General features: G+C 31.0%; 15 protein-coding genes. 3 read left to right on the forward strand and 12 right to left on the reverse strand.

Features of this window, described 5'->3' with window-relative positions; translation table 11 throughout:
- Positions 1 to 345: 345 nt before the first annotated feature.
- The 7 genes from nifB to nifH all read right to left on the reverse strand — a co-directional run bounded on the left by nifB (position 346) and on the right by nifH (position 9,379).
- Positions 346 to 3,015: a nitrogenase cofactor biosynthesis protein NifB gene (nifB, locus tag CLMAG_RS14820; RefSeq protein ID WP_066623948.1), complete on the reverse strand. Its 2,670-nt coding sequence runs from the start codon at positions 3,013 to 3,015 to the stop codon at positions 346 to 348.
- Between the two features lie 42 nt (positions 3,016 to 3,057).
- The gene (gene nifE / locus CLMAG_RS14825) at positions 3,058 to 4,401 is read right to left on the reverse strand and encodes a nitrogenase iron-molybdenum cofactor biosynthesis protein NifE (protein WP_066625027.1); all 1,344 of its coding nucleotides are present in this window, start codon (positions 4,399 to 4,401) and stop codon (positions 3,058 to 3,060) included.
- Between the two features lie 293 nt (positions 4,402 to 4,694).
- Positions 4,695 to 6,059, reverse strand: a complete 1,365-nt coding sequence (gene nifK, locus CLMAG_RS14830; RefSeq protein WP_066623950.1) for a nitrogenase molybdenum-iron protein subunit beta — start codon at positions 6,057 to 6,059, stop codon at positions 4,695 to 4,697.
- A complete protein-coding gene (gene nifD, locus CLMAG_RS14835; protein WP_066625032.1) occupies positions 6,059 to 7,657 on the reverse strand; it encodes a nitrogenase molybdenum-iron protein alpha chain in 1,599 nt (532 codons plus the stop codon). Before nifD ends, nifK begins: the two co-directional genes overlap by 1 nt.
- Positions 7,658 to 7,687: 30 nt before the next feature.
- Entirely contained in the window at positions 7,688 to 8,068 is a 381-nt protein-coding gene (locus CLMAG_RS14840) for a P-II family nitrogen regulator (protein WP_066623951.1), read from the reverse strand.
- A 15-nt stretch (positions 8,069 to 8,083) separates the two neighbouring features.
- A complete protein-coding gene (locus tag CLMAG_RS14845) occupies positions 8,084 to 8,410 on the reverse strand; it encodes a P-II family nitrogen regulator (protein WP_066623953.1) in 327 nt (108 codons plus the stop codon).
- 150 nt (positions 8,411 to 8,560) lie between these two features.
- Positions 8,561 to 9,379, reverse strand: a complete 819-nt coding sequence (nifH, locus tag CLMAG_RS14850; RefSeq protein ID WP_066623954.1) for a nitrogenase iron protein — start codon at positions 9,377 to 9,379, stop codon at positions 8,561 to 8,563.
- 380 nt (positions 9,380 to 9,759) lie between these two features.
- Between nifH and CLMAG_RS14855 the strand changes: the two genes are divergently transcribed.
- Positions 9,760 to 10,134 carry a hypothetical protein gene (locus CLMAG_RS14855; protein ID WP_175562148.1) on the forward strand — a complete coding sequence of 125 codons (375 nt, stop codon included), beginning with the start codon at positions 9,760 to 9,762 and terminating at the stop codon, positions 10,132 to 10,134.
- 210 nt (positions 10,135 to 10,344) lie between these two features.
- Positions 10,345 to 14,538, forward strand: a complete 4,194-nt coding sequence (locus tag CLMAG_RS14860) for a DUF445 family protein (protein ID WP_066623955.1) — start codon at positions 10,345 to 10,347, stop codon at positions 14,536 to 14,538.
- 97 nt (positions 14,539 to 14,635) lie between these two features.
- On the opposite strand, the gene CLMAG_RS14865 is transcribed toward CLMAG_RS14860, so the two are convergent.
- Positions 14,636 to 15,334 (reverse strand): flavin reductase, encoded by a 699-nt coding sequence (locus tag CLMAG_RS14865; protein ID WP_066625043.1) that lies wholly within the window; start codon positions 15,332 to 15,334, stop codon positions 14,636 to 14,638.
- Between the two features lie 387 nt (positions 15,335 to 15,721).
- Here CLMAG_RS14865 and CLMAG_RS14870 point away from each other — a divergent pair, with 387 nt between their 5' ends.
- Positions 15,722 to 16,642 (forward strand): AEC family transporter, encoded by a 921-nt coding sequence (locus CLMAG_RS14870; protein WP_066623963.1) that lies wholly within the window; start codon positions 15,722 to 15,724, stop codon positions 16,640 to 16,642.
- Positions 16,643 to 16,864: 222 nt separating this feature from the next.
- Here the strand turns inward: CLMAG_RS14870 and CLMAG_RS14875 are convergent, their stop codons facing one another.
- Genes CLMAG_RS14875 through CLMAG_RS14890 form a run of 4 tightly spaced genes read right to left on the reverse strand, consistent with a single transcriptional unit; the run spans position 16,865 to position 19,764 of the window.
- A complete protein-coding gene (locus CLMAG_RS14875; RefSeq protein ID WP_066623965.1) occupies positions 16,865 to 17,506 on the reverse strand; it encodes an amino acid ABC transporter permease in 642 nt (213 codons plus the stop codon).
- Complete coding sequence (locus CLMAG_RS14880; RefSeq protein ID WP_066623968.1) at positions 17,503 to 18,174, reverse strand: amino acid ABC transporter permease; 672 nt, start codon at positions 18,172 to 18,174, stop codon at positions 17,503 to 17,505. Before CLMAG_RS14880 ends, CLMAG_RS14875 begins: the two co-directional genes overlap by 4 nt.
- Positions 18,174 to 18,986, reverse strand: a complete 813-nt coding sequence (locus tag CLMAG_RS14885) for a transporter substrate-binding domain-containing protein (RefSeq protein ID WP_066623970.1) — start codon at positions 18,984 to 18,986, stop codon at positions 18,174 to 18,176. The genes CLMAG_RS14880 and CLMAG_RS14885 overlap by 1 nt, the downstream gene beginning before the upstream one ends.
- A 52-nt stretch (positions 18,987 to 19,038) precedes the next feature.
- The gene (locus CLMAG_RS14890) at positions 19,039 to 19,764 is read right to left on the reverse strand and encodes an amino acid ABC transporter ATP-binding protein (protein WP_066623972.1); all 726 of its coding nucleotides are present in this window, start codon (positions 19,762 to 19,764) and stop codon (positions 19,039 to 19,041) included.
- Positions 19,765 to 19,965 lie beyond the last annotated feature (201 nt).

The raw sequence follows: 19,965 nt of genomic DNA on the forward strand, positions 1-19,965 counted from the left end.
GCTAATCCCTAGTTTCTAAAATCGTCACAAATCGATTTTTCACATTATTAATGTGGTGGCATCACAGGATTCAACCACTTAGGTTAATACTCTTGTATTAAAACTCTGCAAACTTTCGTTAGCCTTGAATACCTTTGTTATTCAAGTTCAACAGAGTTAAAGCTGTTAGCTCTCCCTGTAAAAAGCAATTCAATACATGCCCGACTTTCACTATGTGTCTTTGCGACATATTTACTTTTCACATATAGTATTATCCTTACATTATTTTTTATTCATAATTTACCACAAAAACCAGTTTTACCTCCTTCTTATTTATATATTTTTTTAGTTTTATTTATAAGTTATCTACACTATCCCTTCTTTGCTACATCCATCTTCTATTTGTGCCACTGCCTTTAATATGCCATCTTTTATGCCATCATAAGTCTGAACAAATTTTATTCCTTTAAGAGCTAGTTTTTGGATAGGCTGTTCTCCTGCACGTAAAGCAAGTACTGCATCACAGTCACCTATAGCTCTAACTATTTTCTTAATTTTATCCTCATGTTCATCACATTCCTCTATACCATTACAATATTTATCAACATTTCTCTTTTCTAAAAGGTTTATGTCACCTGCAGAATATGAGTATATATAAAACTCACTAGCATGTCCAAAATGCAAATCTATATTTATACCAGTTTTCGTAGCCACAGCAAATTTATAAACTTTTTTGTTTTCCAAGCTTCCCTTCAAGTCTATGATATCTTTTTTGCTGCTGCAGTCTCCAGAACACTTTGTTATATTTCTAAAATCTATGGATCTATCCTGTGCTAAAGTTCCTATAGCATCTGCTCTGCACTGCTTGCAGTGATACATTTGTTTAACATACTTTTCGCACTCAGTTCTCATTGCATTTAATTCTACATTACTAACCATAGGCTGGCTCTCAAAAACACTGCCTTGCACTGGAATCATCTGCATAATGTTTGTAATGTAAGCACCGCATTCTTTTACCTTTTTAATAACTTCAACTATATGCTCATCATTAACTCCTTTTATCATTACAGTATTAACCTTACATACTACTCCTTTTGAAGCTAAAAATTTAAGACCTGCTAATTGGTTATTCATAAGTATTTCAGCTGCCTCTTCTCCTGTATATTTAGAACCTAAAAAATTAACTTCTTTATAAATTTTTGCTCCTATACTTACGTCCACTGCATTAATAGTTATAGTGATATGAGAAATTCCTAGCTCAACTAATTCATTTGCATAAAAAGGAAGCATTAATCCATTTGTAGATAGGCAGAAAGTGACTTCTGGATCTTCTTTTTTGATAAGCTCTATAGACTTCTTAGTTTGCTCAAAATTCGCAAGGGCATCTCCTGGACCTGCTATGCCTAAGACTTTAAGGTTTGGAATTTTTTCTTTAACTTCTCTATATTTATTTAAAGCTTCTTCTGGTGTAAGTACTTCGCTGGTTACACCGGGTCTACTTTCATTTGCACAATCATATTTTCTGCTGCAATAATTACAGCTTATATTACATTTAGGGGCTACAGGTATGTGCATTCTTGCATAATCATGAGCTCCTTTATTGTAACATGGATGGGTAAATGTTTTTTCCATGTTAATTGTTTTTCTATCCATAACTTTTTCGACCCCTTCCTTGTAATACTTTTGGAAAGCCTCATCTCTAAAACTCTCTTCTTTATGTTCTAAAATTATATTTGCTGTGTTATCAATAAAAAATGAGGATCCATTGTATCCAGTAAAAAATTGTCTCTGTGCTCCAACTCTATCATGAACTGGAAATCCTATTCTTACAATACTTAAGTTAAGTCTGCTGGCCATTCTTCTACCATCTGAATTTCCAATCATTATGTTTATCTTTTCTTCCTTTGCATATTTTTCTATAGTTTCAAAATCTGTATCATCCAAAATGATAGACTTCTCAATAAAATCTTTTATTTCATTCTCTAGTAAACTTTTGAGCTTATTATTTTTTGATCCTGTAGCAATAATTTTAGGTAGAATACCATTTTCCCCGCAAGTTTTAACGATAGCTAAAACTAATTCTGGCTCCCCATACACTAAGGCTCTAGCTTCTCCATTATACTTATGATTATCAATCATAGCATCTATATATCTTCCTCTTTCATTTTTAAAACTTTCAGGAAGTTGTTTTCCACTTATTATTTGAATTAAAGCTAAAAATTCATCTGTATTTTTAAGTCCTATTGGAATTCCACATTTATAAAGAGGTACTCCGAAGGTTTCTTTCAAATATAATCCTGGTGAATCTTCCTCATCAACAACCATACCCATTTCAATTGTGGCTATTGAATTTGCCATATCCTTAATATCTGAAAGCTTAGTTCCTCCATCTGGTATTCTTTTATACTCTTTATTATGAGGCCCATCTAAGGTTTCTGATACATCTGGCAATAAAATACACTCTACACCAATGGATTCTAGGATCTGTTTTATATTTCTAATATCCCCTGGGTTTAAATTTCCAGCTATGATGTTGATTTTTTTATTTTTTTCTCCCTGTTCGGAAGTCTGTTCTACTATCCTTCTTAAAGCTCTATAATACCCTTCCGCCTGACTGCCGCTGTAGCCTGGTGTTGGCACTGTTATTATTTTTAAAGCTGTCATATCAAGTTCTTTTTCTTCCTCTGAAAACTCTTTAACAATTCTGTCAATGTCTTCACCGATAGTTTCAGCAAGGCAAGTAGTTAAAACACCAATAGTAGATGGGTTATACAGTTTAATTAAGTTTTTTAATCCTGTCTTTAGATTTTTAGTACCTCCGTATATAGTACCATTTTCCGTTAATGAGGAGGATGCTATGTCTATGGGTTCATTGTAATGAGTAGCCATATGTCTTCTTATATAAGTGCTGCACCCTTGAGATCCATGTAAGATAACCATGCTATTTTCAATACCCTTAAAAGCTAAAACCCCTCCTAAAGGCATACACATCTTACATGGATTTGCATTTAAATTAACAAAATTTCTACTGCTCACGCTAGCCACCTCACATTCCTTTCTAAAATTTAAGCCTATTATTTATACATAATTCCATACAGGGCTATTAACAGTTAAATCTATTTCCATTGCAAAATTCACTGCACCTTCAAAGCCGCATAAGGCATGTTTTCTTTCATGATTATGGTCACAAAATGCAACTCCTAATTTATAGGCTAGTGGTCTTTCCTTTACTCCTCCAACCAATATATCTGCACCTTTTTCTAACATAAATTTTTCTAATTCTGCTGGATTTGCATCATCTAATATTACTGTACCTTCATTTGATATGCTTCTTATGATTTCATAATCCTCTGGCTTGCCAGTTTGTGTTCCTACCATGACAGTTTCCATACCTAGATCATTGAATTGTTTTATTAAAGAAATTGCTTTAAATCCTCCACCTACAAAAATAGCTGCTTTTTTCCCAGTTAATCTACTGCGATAATATTCAAGTTCCTTTTCTATTTTCCTTTCTTCTTCTTCCACGAATTTTCTTACCTTTTCTTTAACTTTTTCATTACCTATAGCATCTGCAATTTGAAACAAGGAATTTTTAATATCCTGAATTCCATAAAAGCTTACTTTTAAGAAAGGTATGTCATAAATTTCTTCCATCTGCTTAGCTAGATAAGTCATAGAGCCTGCACATTGAACAATGTTTAATCTCGCCATTGGAGCATTCATTAAGTCACTGCATGTACTATCTCCTGTAATTTTAGCTATTATATCAATTTCCATTCTCTTTAAATAGTCACTAATTATCCAGGCTTCTCCTGCTAAATTAAAATCGCCAAGATAGTTAATAGCATTTCTTTTATCGATTACTTTTTTAGTACTCATTAAATTAATTATGGCATTGCAGGCAGCCTTATAACCTGTAGACTTATTCCCTGCAAAGCCAGGAGATTTTACTGGTATTACTCTTATTGAATATTTTTTTTCAGCCTCTCTACAAACTGCATCTATATCATCACCTATAACACCAACAATGCAAGTTGAATAAATAAAAATTACTTTAGGTTTATATTTTTCAACTATCTCATCGATGGCGCCAGATAGCTTTTTTTCACCACCAAATATAACATCAGTTTCTCTTAAATCTGTTGAAAAACTGTTTCTATATACCTCTTCTCCACTACTCAAACTTCCTCTTATATCCCAAGTGTAACTTGCACACCCAATAGGTCCATGAACTATATGATATGCATCTGTAATAGGGTTCAATACTACCCTTGCACCACAGTATACACAAGCCCTTTGGCTAACAGAACCGGATACACTTTCTGCATCACATTTAAAATTTTCACCTTTATTTTTTGAATTATAACAAACAGATGCTTCTCTTTCCTTAATAAGATCTATTCTTTTCTTTTCATATTTTATTTCGTCTACAGTCTCCAAACATTCGTCAATAGTTATCTTGTTATAGTAATCTTTTTTTACATTCTCCATGAACTCACCTCCTAATAAATCTTATAATTATAATTCTCTATACTTGTATGCAACTTATTTGTAATATTAGTTCTTTCATCAGTGTTAGATTATTCTATATAAAATTTTGTTCTTATAATTTTAATTCAGCGGGATATATTGCCGGTACCAACTGTATTCAATATTTTTGTAACCTGTAACATATCCCGCATTATATATAATATAATTAGGGGTTTAAGGTTATACTATCTTACTACTTCAAAATCTTCTTCTGGACATTCTCTTTCAATTTTTTCAAGCATAGCATTACATATTTTTTCTACTAATGCTATTGCACCCTTATACCCAAAATCAGGAGTATAATAATGTCCATATCTATCTAAAATAGGGAATCCAAATCTTACATGAGGTATATTTTCTGCTCTAGCTATAAATTTTCCATAGCTGTTTGCAATTAATAAATCAACACCTTCATTTTTAATCCATTGTTGTAGATCAAAGAAGTCTCCCATAGCTTTAACTGTGCTTCCTTCTATACCAGCTTCAGCTAGCATTGCATTAATTGTTTTTTCAAATTCTTCTCCAGGAGTCCCTGAAATTACATACTTTGGAATCATTCCTAAAGCAATACAGAACTGAGTAAGAGGTATAATCGTATCTGGATCTCCACATAAAGCCACTTTTTTACCATTGAAATATTGATAACTATCTAACATTAAATCAACCAATTGCCCTCTTTCTTCTTCAAGCACTTCTGGAACTTCTTTTCCTGTTGCTGCAGATATTGCCATTAAGAATTCATCTGTAGCATCTATACCTATAGGTGCTTTTAATGTTTTATATGGAACTTTGCATTTTTTCTCAAGAGCTTTAGCACCTGCCTCTGCACCAAATTTTCCAAGAGCTAAAGTTAATTCGGAATTTCCTGCATCAACTATATCTTCTATCTTTGTTCCGCCCTTAGGGTACATTTCAAATTTCCCTGTAGTTGGAGCATCTAATACTCCACTGGTATCTGGCATAATGATGAAAGGAATACCCATTAATTTAAATATTCTTTTTACTTCTTTCATATCAGCTGGAGCAACAAAAGTTGGTATTATATTTATCTTACTATTTTTCTTGCCACTATTCTTTGAAAGATAATCTACCATACCCTTTATCATGCTAGAATAACCAGTAACATGTGAACCTTGATAACTTGGTGTGTTTGCATGTATAACGGTTTTACCTTCAGGTATTTCCATATCATTTATATAAGTAGGTAAATCATCACCTATAGTTTCTGATAAACAAGTAGTATGAACTGCTATTATATCTGGGTTATATAGTGCCCAAATGTTTTTAACAGCTGTCTTTAAATTAGCTCCTCCACCAAATACGCTGGCACCTTCTGTAAAAGAACTAGTGGATGCCATAGCTGGTTCTTTATAGGTTCTTGAAAGTACAGTTCTATGATAAGAACAACATCCTTGAGAACCATGACTGTGTGGAAGACAATTGTGTATACCTAGAGCTGCATACATAGCTCCAACTGGTTGACAAGTCTTAGCTGGGTTTATTGCCAAAGCTTTTCTTTTATATACTTCCTTTGGTGTAGCATCTAACATTACACGTCACCTCCTACAACTTTTCCTTCTAACATAGGCTCTTTTTTCCATGGTGGAGTAACATAACTCCACGCTGGAGTATAAACACCTGCTGCTACTTCTCTTGCAAATATTACTGCTCCTTTAAAACCTGCATATGGTCCTGTATAATCATAAGAGTGTAGCTGTTTTGATAAAACTCCCATCTTTTGAATTGCATATTTTTCTTTTATTCCTGAGAAGAACATATCAGGTTTTAATTTCTTTATAATCTCTTCTGTTTCATGATGATTTAAGTCGTCTACTATTAATGTATTTTGACTCATATCTGTTTCCATACCTTGATAGAAATTAAATGGAATTCCTTGCTTTCTGAGTTCTTCAGCTCTTTCTTCTGGAATTACAACACGGTATTTTTCCTCATCCTTAGTGATTGTTAATTCAGGAATATTTTTGCTATCAGCATCAATCTTAATTGTTGGTATAACTTGTCTTCCTTCATAGTCATCACGATGAGCAAACTCAAAACCTGCCACAATTGTCTTAACCCCAAGATCATTTAATAAAAATTGATAAGTATGTGCTCTGGAACCACCAACATAAAGACAAGCTGTTTTTCCTGTAAGTTTTTGTCTGTAAAAATCCAATTCTGGCTGAATTGCAGCAACTTCTTCAGCAATAACTTCTTCAGTTCTCTTAGTAAGTTCTGGATCATCGAAGAATTTAGCCATGTCTCTTAGAGTTTCAATAACTGCATTTACACCTATGAAATTACACTTAATCCATGGAATTCCGTATTTAGTTTCCATCATTTCTGCAATGTAGTTTATAGATCTGTGACATTGTACTAAGTTAAGATCTGCTAGATGAGCATTTTGAATATTCTCAAAGCTGGCATCACCAGTAAGAGTTGCCACTATGTTATAGCCTATTTTCTTTAGGAATCTATCCATTTCCCAAGCATCTCCACCGATGTTGTACTCTCCTAATATATTTATAGAATACTTTTTGTGTTCACGAGTTCCAGTTCCGATAATATCATTCATTACAGTATTATTTGCTATATGGTGGCCTGCAGATTGTGATACACCTTTGTAACCTTCACAGCTAAATGCAAGTACTGGTATACCATAAGTTTTTCTTGCTTCTGCTGCTACAGCGTTTATATCGTCACCTATAAGACCAACTGGACATGTAGCGTATATACCTATTCCTGTAGGATGGAAAAGTTCTACCGCTTCTTTTATAGCTTCTTTTAACTTGGGAACTCCACCAAAAACTATATCGCTTTCCTGCATATCGGTACAAAATACATATTCATTAAAATTTTTACCGCCTTCTTCTGCTTTTGATTTAAATCTTCTTCCGCCCCAAGTATAGAAAGCACAACCTATTGGTCCGTGAGTTATATGCACCATATCTTTAATTGGTCCCATAACAACACCTTTACAACCTGCATAACAGCATCCTCTTGCTGTTATTATTCCTGGTACTGTTCTAGTATTGGCTTCAATAATTGGATTTGGATCTTCTTCTGTCTTTACAACCATATGTTTTTTTCTAACTTTATAAGTTTTAGCTGGATATTTTTCCAGAATTTGTTCCATTACTTGTTTCATATCACTCATTAACATTCACCTCTTCCCATTTTATATTGCAGCTGTTCCTGTTTCGCCAGTTCTTACTCTTGCAACATCTACTACATTGGTAACGAATATTTTTCCATCTCCTGGATTACCAGTACGGTTTACTTCAACAATGGTGTTTACTACATTTTGAACATCTGCATCGTCTACCAAAATTGTTATCATTCTCTTAGCAACTAATCTATGCATTTCTGTAACTTGTTCTGCAATATTTTTATCCTGTAATTTTTCCTGAAATTCTGTAGTGAAAAAGGAAAAATCCACTTTTCTTTTTCCACGTCCCATTACTTTTCTACAAGTAAATGCTGGAAATCCACTCTTTAAAAGAGCTTCTTTTGTTTTTGTAACCATATTCATTCTAATAATAGCAGTAATTTCTTTCATCTCTATGGCCTCCTTTTATAGCTCTTTTGAGTTAGAACTTATAGTGTAAGCCTCTTCTACAGGTACTACGAATATTTTTCCGTCTCCAAATGCTCCTTTTTCACCAGTTTTAGCATTTTTAATAATTATTTTAATTGCATCATCTTTATCTTCATCTTTTACTACTAGCATAATCATTTCTTTTGGTATTTCATCGTAGTAAACTTCGCCTACTTTTACCCCTCTTTGTTTTCCTCTACCTACTACATCATATTTTGTGACTGCAGGAAAACCTGCATCACATAATTCAGATAGTACAAATCCTACTTTTTCTGGTCTCAATATAGCTTTTATCATTAACATAAATTGACCTCCTTTATTCTTTGTGTTATAATGTTATTGTAAAACTTTACATAAGTATTACTTTTGTGAAGGCATATCTCTCATTCTCGCAAAATGGGGGATATTTTGTTTTTTTGACTTTATCAAAGTAACACTTCCTATTCCTATATATTAGTCAGTAAGACCATATTGCATTAATATTTCTTCTAATCTCTCCTGTGTCATTGGTTTTGGTATAACAAACATCTTATTTTCATCTATCTTTCTTGCCAATTCTCTGTATTCATCAGCTTGTTCAGTAGTTGTATCATAATCTATAACAGTTTTCTTGTTTATTTCTGCTTTTGTAACCATTGGACTTCTTGGTACAAAGTGAATTAATTGACTTCCTAATTCTTTAGCAAAAGCATCAAGTAATTCATATTCATTATCTACTTTTCTACTGTTGCAAATTATGCCACCTAATCTAACTCCACCACTATTTGCATACTTTTGAATACCCTTTGATATATTGTTTGCTGCATACAATGCCATCATTTCACCACTTGCAACTATATATATTTCTTGTGCTTTTCCTTCACGGATTGGCATAGCAAAACCACCACAAACAACGTCTCCTAATACATCATAAAATACATAATCTAAATCCTCAGTGTAAGCGCCTAATTGTTCAAGCATATTTATTGAAGTTATTATACCTCTACCAGCACATCCAACACCTGGTTCTGGACCACCGGATTCAACACATCTAATTCCACCAAAACCTGATTTTAATATTAAATCTAAATCTACATCCTCTCCTTCTTCTCTTAAAGTATCCAATACTGATTTTTGAGCTAGTCCATTTAATAATAATCTTGTTGAATCTGCTTTTGGGTCACAACCTACTACCATTATATTTTTGCCCATAGTTGCAAGTCCTGCTGTAAGATTTTGAGTTGTAGTTGATTTTCCAATTCCACCTTTTCCATAAATTGCTACCTGTCTCATTTTGAATTCCTCCTTTTATTTTCTGAATTATTTGTTTTATTTGACCTTTTTTAAAATATAACATGTTTTTCCTAGATAATCAATAACTTTTTATTAAATTATTAATTTTTTCACTATATTTTTAATAATCTATCAATTTATTTCTGTTGATTTTTACTATTTAACAATACTGAATACATTTTCAACTTATTTTTTCTTCAAATCTAATTTTTCTTACAATTTACCTTTATTTTTTAAGTAATTTCTCAAATAAATAGCGTTCTAAATAAATATTTTAGTAATATCCCTTTTTTTCCTAAAAAATTATTTTTTAATTTTCAGTAACAATTCAGATACTTATTCATATTATAGTAGTGTAGTAAATTTTATGGAGGTATTTCATGAGCGACATTAACTACAAAGACAACAATACTGAAGATATAATAGAAAATTACTCCGAGACTGATGATATAAGCAACCCTACTTATCCTATGTCTTACTGTCCTCTATGCAGATATTCAATGCCTATGGCAGATGAATATGCTGAATATGACGATCCATATGAGTATGAATATGACGAAGAAGATGATTGGGACCCAGGCTATAGACAGAGACGTCCTAGAAGACGCAGACGTAGACGTCCATATTATCCTCATCCTTATTATTATCCAAGACCATATTATCCTCGTCCTTATTATCCAAGACCACACTATCCAAGACCATATCATCCACCATATCATAGATCTATATATGAATGTGAATGTGATGAAGATTAATTAAAAGTCTCCAGCACCAGTTGAAGTATAACTGGTGCTTTTTTAATAAACCAAGTAACTGAGCTTGACCCCCTTATTCGTTGACAATATTGAGCAAATATAATATTATAACGTTGAATAAAGTAAAACTTCTTCCAATTCTTTAAAGGGGTTATAGGTGGAGATTTTTACTGAACTACAGCATAAAAAAATTACTTAAAGGAGGACCATATGCAATTTGATTTGATAAAAGAAGTTTTAACTGGTTCAATAACAGGATATATAACAAATTCTATAGCAATTAAAATGATATTTAGAGAATACGGAGTTGGTAGCTTAAAACTCGGAGGAGTAATAATAAAAACTAGAGAGGAATTTATTGATAATATAAGTACTTTAGTTGAAAGAGACATAATTAATCCAGAGACTTTAAAAGAGGAACTATCAAAGGAATCCTTTAAAAATAGCATTGTTGATTTTGTAGATGATTTTTTAAATCAATCTATTTACGAAAATACTTCTAATTTAAAGCTAAGAGAACTTAATGGTTTTAATTCCACAATAGATAAGACTGAGAATTACATGAAAATTTATCTTAATCAACACTTACCTAATATTTTTGATGATATTTGTAAGAATATATATTTAAAAGATATCCTAAATAAAAAACAGGGTGAATACATAAGTGATCAATTGTTTAAATCTATTTTGCATATATTAAACAACAGTGATTTCATTGAAGAAAATGTTAAGGATTTTTATAATGAGAATAAAAACATAAACTTTGGTGAATTCTTTGGAAATAAACTCTCGGATGTTGTAATCAAAAATCTTGAAGATATACTTAAAAACTTACATATTGACTTAAAAAATAATTTCGACAAAGACATGGATGCTGTCTTTGAGAATACCCTCAAAACTTTAGAAATAAATAAAATATTAAGTTCATTGGAAGAAAAACTTTTAGAAAAAAGTATTATAGATTTAGTAGCTAATGCAGATAATATTAAATTCTCTAAGGGTTTAATAGATAAAATAAAAGATTTTACTGTATCTGATAATGGGAAAAGGCTAATAAACAACTTCAGTAAAGAACTACACAATCTTCTAAAAAGCATTGACAAACCTGTTTTAGAGTTGCTTTCTGACGACTTAAAGAGTAATGTAGAAAGCTTTTTCAAAGATAAATTGCAATATGCTATAAAAGAGATAATACTATGGATAGAAAAAAATAAGGAGGATATAGAGGGTTTAATAGAAAAAGCAATAGATGATACTATAAGTTCTATTGATGATGGAATGAAAAAGAACGTTTTAGGTTTAGTTAGAGACAAGTTCTTAAATGACGTAGCTAAAAAATTTGATATAGTATCTAAAATCACTGATTACCTAGAACAAAATGCCGATATAGATTCTATAAGTAAAGACATAACTCTTATAATAATTAAGTATCTAAGAGAGGAGAAAATATCTGATATTATCTATAAATTAGAAAAAAACAAAGTATTTACAGCTGAGAGTCTTAGTAATGCTATAAATTATAACATTGCTAATTATATAGATTATCTACCAGAGGATTATTTTTCTAGTCTTTTAAATAAAAAGGTTGGAGATATATTTAGTATCAGTTTAGTAAAGTTTTTTGAAAATCATATTAAATATCCAGTACTTGATTTATTAAAACATAAATACATATACACAGAAAAAGCTACTAAAACAATTACTGAAGAGCTTATAAAAAATGTTAAAAATATAGACACCCTAAATTTAGGTGAACTTGTAAGCGATAATTTATTGTCTTCAAATTATGATGCTATTAAAAAATTAGTTATAAAAAATTTACATAGCAATGAAAGCAATATTATAAAATCCATTTCTACAGAGCTAGAGAAATCTATAGGTTCACTTAGCTTGTATGATAGCCTAAAGGGTAATCTAAGAGACAACTTGCTTAAGGACTTCATAGAAGAGATATCAAATAAGATAGAGCTACTTTTAAAAAATAGTAGAAATATAGATTTGAAACTGTTCTTAGACACAATAAATAGTCTAGATAATATAAAAAGTGAAGCAACAAATTTTACACTTTCGACACTGAAGAAAAACTTACCTTACATATTAAATGGGACCATAAAAAAGGCTGTTTCAAGTAATTTGCGTGAATTAAAAGATGAAGAACTCCAAACAATGATTGAAGAGTTTATGGGAAAGGAAATGAAGCCAATTACCGTAATCGGTGCACTACTTGGAGCCATAGTTGGAATTGGTATGTACTTCTTCGATAACTCTGTTACTCAGTATAATTACCTTACAGCTACACTTATTAGTGTGGCAGTTTATGCCTTTGTTGGTTGGCTTACTAACGTTCAAGCTTTAGAAATGCTTTTTAAGCCTTATTATGAAAAAAGAATACTTGGAGTTAAGATTCCTTTTACACCAGGAGTTATAGTCAGTAGAAAACCTAGGTTTGCAAAATCTATGAGTACTTTTGTAGATGAAGAACTATTAAAGAAAAACAGCATGGAAGAATTATTTAATAAGAATGCAGATATTATCCTTAACTCAATTAAAAATACAATTTCAAAGGATAATTATAAATTAGTAGTGGATTTTTTTAATAACCATTCGGAAGCAATTGCTGATAAGAGTTTCAAATATATTAAGAACTCAATCTACACTAATAAATATCAAATTGCTACTTCTTTATCTAAGCAAACAAAAACTTTAGCTCTTAGTAAAGTTGATTTCTCAAAAGTTAAAAATAGATTAGAAGAAGATATTCTACTAAGAATTAAAAATTCCAATCAGTCAGTATATGCAGCATTAGACAATCTGCTAAAAGAAGACATTGAAGTTTTCAAGATAATACCAGAGAACTTTAAAACATTAATAAAAAAGCAAATCACTGATAAAATTGAGAAAGAAATTAATAATGTAGTAACAGGCATTAATAATAAGGATAAACGAAATGAATTATTATTAATGTTATCAACTAAATATGAAGATATAGAGAATAAGTCAGTTAAAGAACTACTTGACCAAGATAACATTATAAAATATCAAGAATATATAAAAAATATTATAAGCAGTAAAATTACTTCTGAAGACACAAGACTAAAGCTTTTAAATTGGATAGAGGGTATAGCTTCTAAAGAAACTTCTAATGATAAGAAACTAGGCCAATTGTTTGGTGGATTCTTTGTGAAAATAATCGAGAATAATTTTAGTTATATAATGGACAATACCATTAAGGCTATTTTAACAGGCTTAACTGCTAACCAGAAAGTTATATCAGAAGTTGCCATTACTACTACAAAGGAAAGCTTAAACTTTATTGAATTGATGGGATATAATATGCTGGGTGGAGATGACATTGTATCTTCTGTTATAAATAATTTAATAAATGATAAATTTCCTGCATTTATTGAAAGTAAAAAAGATGAACTCAACACAGTATTAGAAAATTTCATAAACAATAAAATTTGTAATAGTACTATAGGCAATTTGAATTTATCCCTTCAACAGGGTCAGGTTTTAGAAGTTATCAATAAATTTGTTAATGACGAAAAAAATGTACAAAGATTAGATCATATGACTGTTAAAATTACTGATAGCTTATTTAATTGGATAACAGATGTTAATTTAAAAGAGTTCTTTGATATTTTGTCGATAAATAAACCTGAGGATCTAGTAAATATATTTGAAGATGAAATAGACTTTACAGCTAAAGAATTTATAACCAACATTATTGAAAAAAGGGAAACCCTATCACTTAAATATACAACCCTTATTTTCAGTGTTTTCGAAAGTATAATTTTATCTAATAAGATTAGTACATTTACAAATGGAATAGATAAAGCTTATGTGGAGAGTTTATCAGATAGATTAAGCGAATTAATTTATGGTAGTATTTCAATCAAAAATGGCACTAGTGAATTTATAAACCTTTTAGACAAAGACTTGAAAGAAAAAACATTAGAGTATTTACTGGATCTAGATGAGCTTAATAATTGTCTATCCTATTCAATAGAAAAAATCCTAGAAAATGTAGATTGGAATAAGGATACAAAAAGTGTACTAGAGTCTATATTAACAGATATTATTGGTAAGAAATTAGATATTATTGATGATGCCTCAAAGGAAGCTGTTGTAAAAATAATTCTTACTTCTGTTTTAGACTCAGCATCAAGAAACTTTTCTAATATAATTAGCTCTGTCGATTTTAGAGGAATTACAGAAAATCAAATTAAGGCTATGAGCCCTAAAGAAATTGAAGATTTATTTAATTCCTTTGCAAAGAAGTACTTTAATAAATTAAAACTATACGGTCTTGGCGGAGCAATTTTTGGATTACACTGGATTGTTGGTGTTGCCACCTTTATACTCTATGCAGGTAATAGTATAAAGAGTAAACTAAAACAATAGCCTTCATATTAATCTTATGGTATATTTTTAAACCTAAAAATTTCTTAAATAATAAAGTAGGTTCTTTGATACTTAATCTAAAGAACCTACTTTTTATTTAAGAAACTTGTACAAATTTGTCTTTAGGCATTCCACAAACCGGACAACTCCAGTTATCTGATATATTTTCAAATAAAGTTCCTGCTGAAATACCTGAGCCTAGATCTCCGACAGATGAATCATAAATATATCCACATATTGAACATTGATATTTAGGCATATCACCTGTTACCTTTATAGGTTTTTCTGTTTTATCCATACTATCATGCAAATTCATTTGTATTTTGCCACTTTTTATATCCTGATAGTACTGATATGACATTTGATCCATATCTTTAAGGACTTCTGCATTTAATACCCTACCAACAAATACTGTGTGAGTTGAAACATCTAACTCTTTCTCAACTTCTAATTCAAAATATACTGCTGCATTGTCCAAAACTATAGGAACTCCACTTTCCCCTATCTTATATGATATGCCTACAAATTTATCAGTATCCCTCCCAGATCTAAATCCAAATTGTCCTATAAATTCCATAGGAGTTTCCACAGATAGAACTGAGATGCCTATAACCTTGCTTTTGTGTATGTATTCATTAGTAAGATTTTGCTTATTAATGCTTACCGCAACCATAAGTGGATCTGACGTTATCTGAAAAACCGTGTTGGCAATCTGAGCATTTTTTTTGCCTTCAGAAACAGAACTTACAACATACAACCCATAACTTAACTTATAAAATGCTTTATTATCAATCATAAACTTATCATGCTTACATATATTATTAAATTCTGTAAGCATTCCCCTCCCCTTCATATAATAATTATTTATTCCATATTTAAAAAACTAAATTTTATAAAAATTATATCACTAAATTATAAGATAATATATAGATTATTTTAAAAATAATAATCTATATTTTAAGATATTAGTTTTCTGTAACTTTTTATTATATTCACTTCTATAATTAGAATAATGCTTTGTCGTCATTGCTTGACAATATTTGTTTGCTAGTTTATAATTTTCCTAATAAAATTTGTAAAACTTGCTCGAAAAGTATTCTTCATCTTCAAAAGTAGACTAGCATATTTACTAGTTATTTTTAAAGATGCTTTATAGCGAATATACAAAGGAGATGTCTCTATAATGGAAAATGTAAATACTCAATTTATTTTATCTTTATCAATTATCGCTTTAGGATATATAGTTAAAAAACTTAATATCATCCATGAAAAAGATGGAGAAGGCATGGCAAGAGTTATATTCAATATTACACTACCATCATTAATTATAAATACCTTTAACTCTATAATTCTTGATTTATCATTGATTTTTTTAACCATAGGAGGTTTCCTTTTCGGATTATTAATGTCTTTAATTGGTATTTATGTTTTTAAAAAAGAAGCCAAAACTATAAGAGGAACCTTGGCCATGTTAACACCAGGTTTTAATATAGGATTATTTGCCTATCCTCTTGTTGAATCAATCTGGGGAGCTAACGGTGTAAAATATTTTGGTATGTTTGATATGGGCAACGCACTAATAGTTTTTGGAGCATGTTATATAATCGCTAGCTATTTCGCTCCTGACCAAGAGCATATTAACTTTAAAATCATTATAAGAAAACTACTTACCTCTATACCCCTAATGACTTATATTGTTACGCTTACACTAAATCTATTTGGCTTTCACTATCCTTCAGCAATTATAGATATCACTAAAATAATATCAAAAGCAAATGCTCCACTATCTCTTCTTCTTTTAGGTATATATTTAAACTTTTCCTTTGATAAAAGCTATTGGAAAAACATATTTAAGATATTATCCTTAAGATATATTATTGGACTAGCTATTGGGACTGTTCTTTTCGTATTGCTACCTTTTGATTCCCTTTTTCGTTATACACTACTTATAGGTCTTATATTGCCTATTGGTTCAGCAGTTATTCCTTATGCCATACAATTTAATTATGATGAAAAACTGGTGGGAACTTTATGCAATATTACTATTATTGTAAGCTTTATTATGATATGGGCCATCATTTCACTTTTCACAACTGCTAAATAGACTAATCCTGCTTAAGATTATAGTACAAATATACTTTCAATCAGAATTGCCTTCTTTGTAAGTTAACTATACGAGTCCTCAATTACGAATTGAAATAACAAAAATAAAAGCTGGAGAGATTACTAAACAAAATCTCTCCAGCTTTTATTTCATACGAGGATTTATAGTTGAAATTTAAATTATCAGCAATATAATTTAAACTTCAGCTCTAAAACCCTATTATTAACGTACTATTTTTAATTGCTGTCTATGAGCAACAATTGATAACACATAATTAATTATAAAATACATTGATCCTATCAGGAAGAATATTGCAATAACCTGAGAAGTTTGTGCATACTGTCCCATGATAATCATTCCTTTACCTGTCAGTTCTTCAATTCCCACTACCCATACAAAGGATGTATCTTTGATTACAGTAATAAATGTTGAAACTAAAGGTGGTATCATATTACGCAAAGCTTGTGGCAGTATAATATGAATTAATGTTTTCACATAATTAAAACCTTGTGATGTTGCCGCTTCCCATTGTCCTTTATTAATTGAATTTAATCCTGCTCTAACAATTTCAGCAATAATAGCACTTGTAAATATTGTCATTGCTGTAATACCTGCATTTAGTGGCTCTAAATTGGCCATAAAACGTATTGCCAGTATAAACAAAAGAAGCGGAGTATTACGTACAAATTCAATATACGTAGTTGCTATAGGACTAATAATTTTATGATTTACAAAACGGCCTATTCCTAAAATTATTCCGAAGATTGAGCTAAATATAATAGTCATTGCTGCTAAATATAATGTAGTCCCTAATCCCTTTAATAAAAATATAAATACTTCTGGCTTAAAAACTTCACTTATCATACTCCCACCCCAGTTCTACGTTCTAATCTTGTAGCAAACCTAGCAAGAGGTAAACATAATAGTAAATAAAGCAATGCTGTTATAATATAGGCTGGTCCATAATAAAGATTATTACTTGACCATGAATCAGCTTGATACATTAAGTCTCCTCCAGCAACCATAGCCATTACTGAAGTATTTTTTATTAAGCTAACAGCTTGGTTAGTAAGCGGTGGAAATATAAGTTTTGTTGCTTGAGGCAATATAACATGCCTCATAGCTTCAATATAAGTAAATCCCTGAGAAACGGCTGATTCCATTTGACCTCTTGGAACTGCTTCAATACCACCTCTAACTACTTCTGCAATATATGCTCCATGATATATTCCTACTCCAATAACACCAACTACAAAGACTGATAGCATTATTCCAAAGTGAGGCAATACATGGTATAAAAAGTACACTTGGATTACCAATGGAGTATTTTGTATAATAGCAACATAAATTTTATTTATCCTTTTAGGAACTTTATAATTTGATGCTCCCAAAACTCCAAAAACAACACCTAATACCATTGCTAATGTCAAAGCAATAACAGAGGCTAAAACTGTTGTAATAAATCCTTGTGCAAAAATAGACCAATCACTAAAAAGTGCTTGCCACTTAAATGCTGCAAAAGGACCTGGCACTATTTAATCCCCCATTTCTGTATTAACTTATCAAGTTCACCTGATTTTTTCATTTCATTAACAGTATCATTTATAGCTTTTGCTAATTCATCATTACCTTTTTTAGATGCTATTCCGTAATCTTGTGGACTGAAACGTTGATCTATGATTACAGTAGAGTCATCTAAATATCCATTAAGAATAGCTCCATCAACTGAGAAAGCATCTACACGACCAGCGTCTAAAGCTGCTTTAATTTCTGGATAAGTTGCAAATTCTAAGAAAGTAACTTTACTTCCAATTTTATCTGCTTCTTTTTGGATAGCTTGCTTACTTGTAGCACTTTGAGCTACACCTATCTTTTTACCATTTAATCCTTTTAAATCCTGTATCCCAGCTGCTTTTTTAACCATTATCCCTACACCGTCTGTAAAGTATGCATCTGAGAAATTATAACTCTTTTTACGTTCATCTGTTACAGTAAATGTAGCTGCAATCATATCAACTTGTCCACTATCTAAAAGTGGTCCTCTTGTTTTTGCAGTCACTGCTTGTAAATCAACCTTATTTTCATCACCTAAAATCTTTTTAGCCACTGCCTTAGCGATATCAATTTCAAAACCTTCTATTTTTGAAGTTTTAGGATCTTTATATCCAAACTTTGGAACATCCACCTTAACTCCAACTTTAAGTGTTCCTCTATCCTTTATAGCTTTAATGTCAGCTCCTGAGGATTTAGCAGCATCTGTTTTTTGAGCAGTTGATCCACATCCTGTTAACATTAATCCTGTAACAAGAACTAAACTTCCTATAAGTACTTTTAACTTTTTCATATTTTTTCCCCCTCTTATGTTATCAATAAATTTTATATTTATATTTATATTTTTAATGAACTATACGACTTAAAAATAACTTAGTTCTTTCATGAGTTGGGTTAGTAAAGAAATGTTCTGGTGGTCCTTCCTCCAAAATTTCTCCCCCATCAACAAAGATTACTCTATCTGCTACTCTACGTGCAAAACCCATCTCGTGAGTTACTGCCACCATTGTAATTCCTTCACTAGCAAGATTCACCATAACATCGAGCACTTCTTGAATCATCTCAGGGTCTAATGCGGATGTAGGTTCATCAAAGAGAATAATTTGCGGCTTCATATTAAGAGCCCTAGCAATAGCCACACGCTGTTGTTGTCCACCTGAAAGCTGTGCAGGGTATGCATTGGCTTTGTCTTTTAAACCAACCCGTTCTAAATATGCCATTCCAGATTCTTCTGCTTCCTTTTTAGGGACCTTTTTTACTAAAATCGGTGCTAAGGTTACATTTTCAAGAACTGTTTTATGTGGATATAAATTAAATTGTTGAAAAACCATAGCAACAGATTGTCTCACTTTTGTAATTGGTGCCTTAGGATCTGTAATATCAATACCATCTACTATAACCTTACCTTCAGAGGGTTTTTCTAATAGATTCATACTCCTAATAAGCGTACTTTTTCCCGAACCACTAGGTCCTATTATAACTAATTTTTCACCGCTTGCTATGTTCAAGTCAATTCCCTTTAACACATGCATGTTTCCATAGTATTTATGAACACCTTCTAATCTAATCAATTCTAATCACCTTTCTATATAACAATTTTGCAAATAAAGTAATTTTAAGTTAAATGCCATATTTATAAAAAATCCTGCAATTTTCCTTCTTTATCTGATTATATTATACTGCATTATCATTCATTTTTGCAATATGATTTTTCACATTATGCAAACAAAATATTAATTTATCAATAAAATTGCATCATAATTACTAATTAT

It is taken from the genome of Clostridium magnum DSM 2767 (assembly GCF_001623875.1).
Taxonomy (GTDB): Bacteria; Bacillota; Clostridia; order Clostridiales; family Clostridiaceae; genus Clostridium_AM; species Clostridium_AM magnum.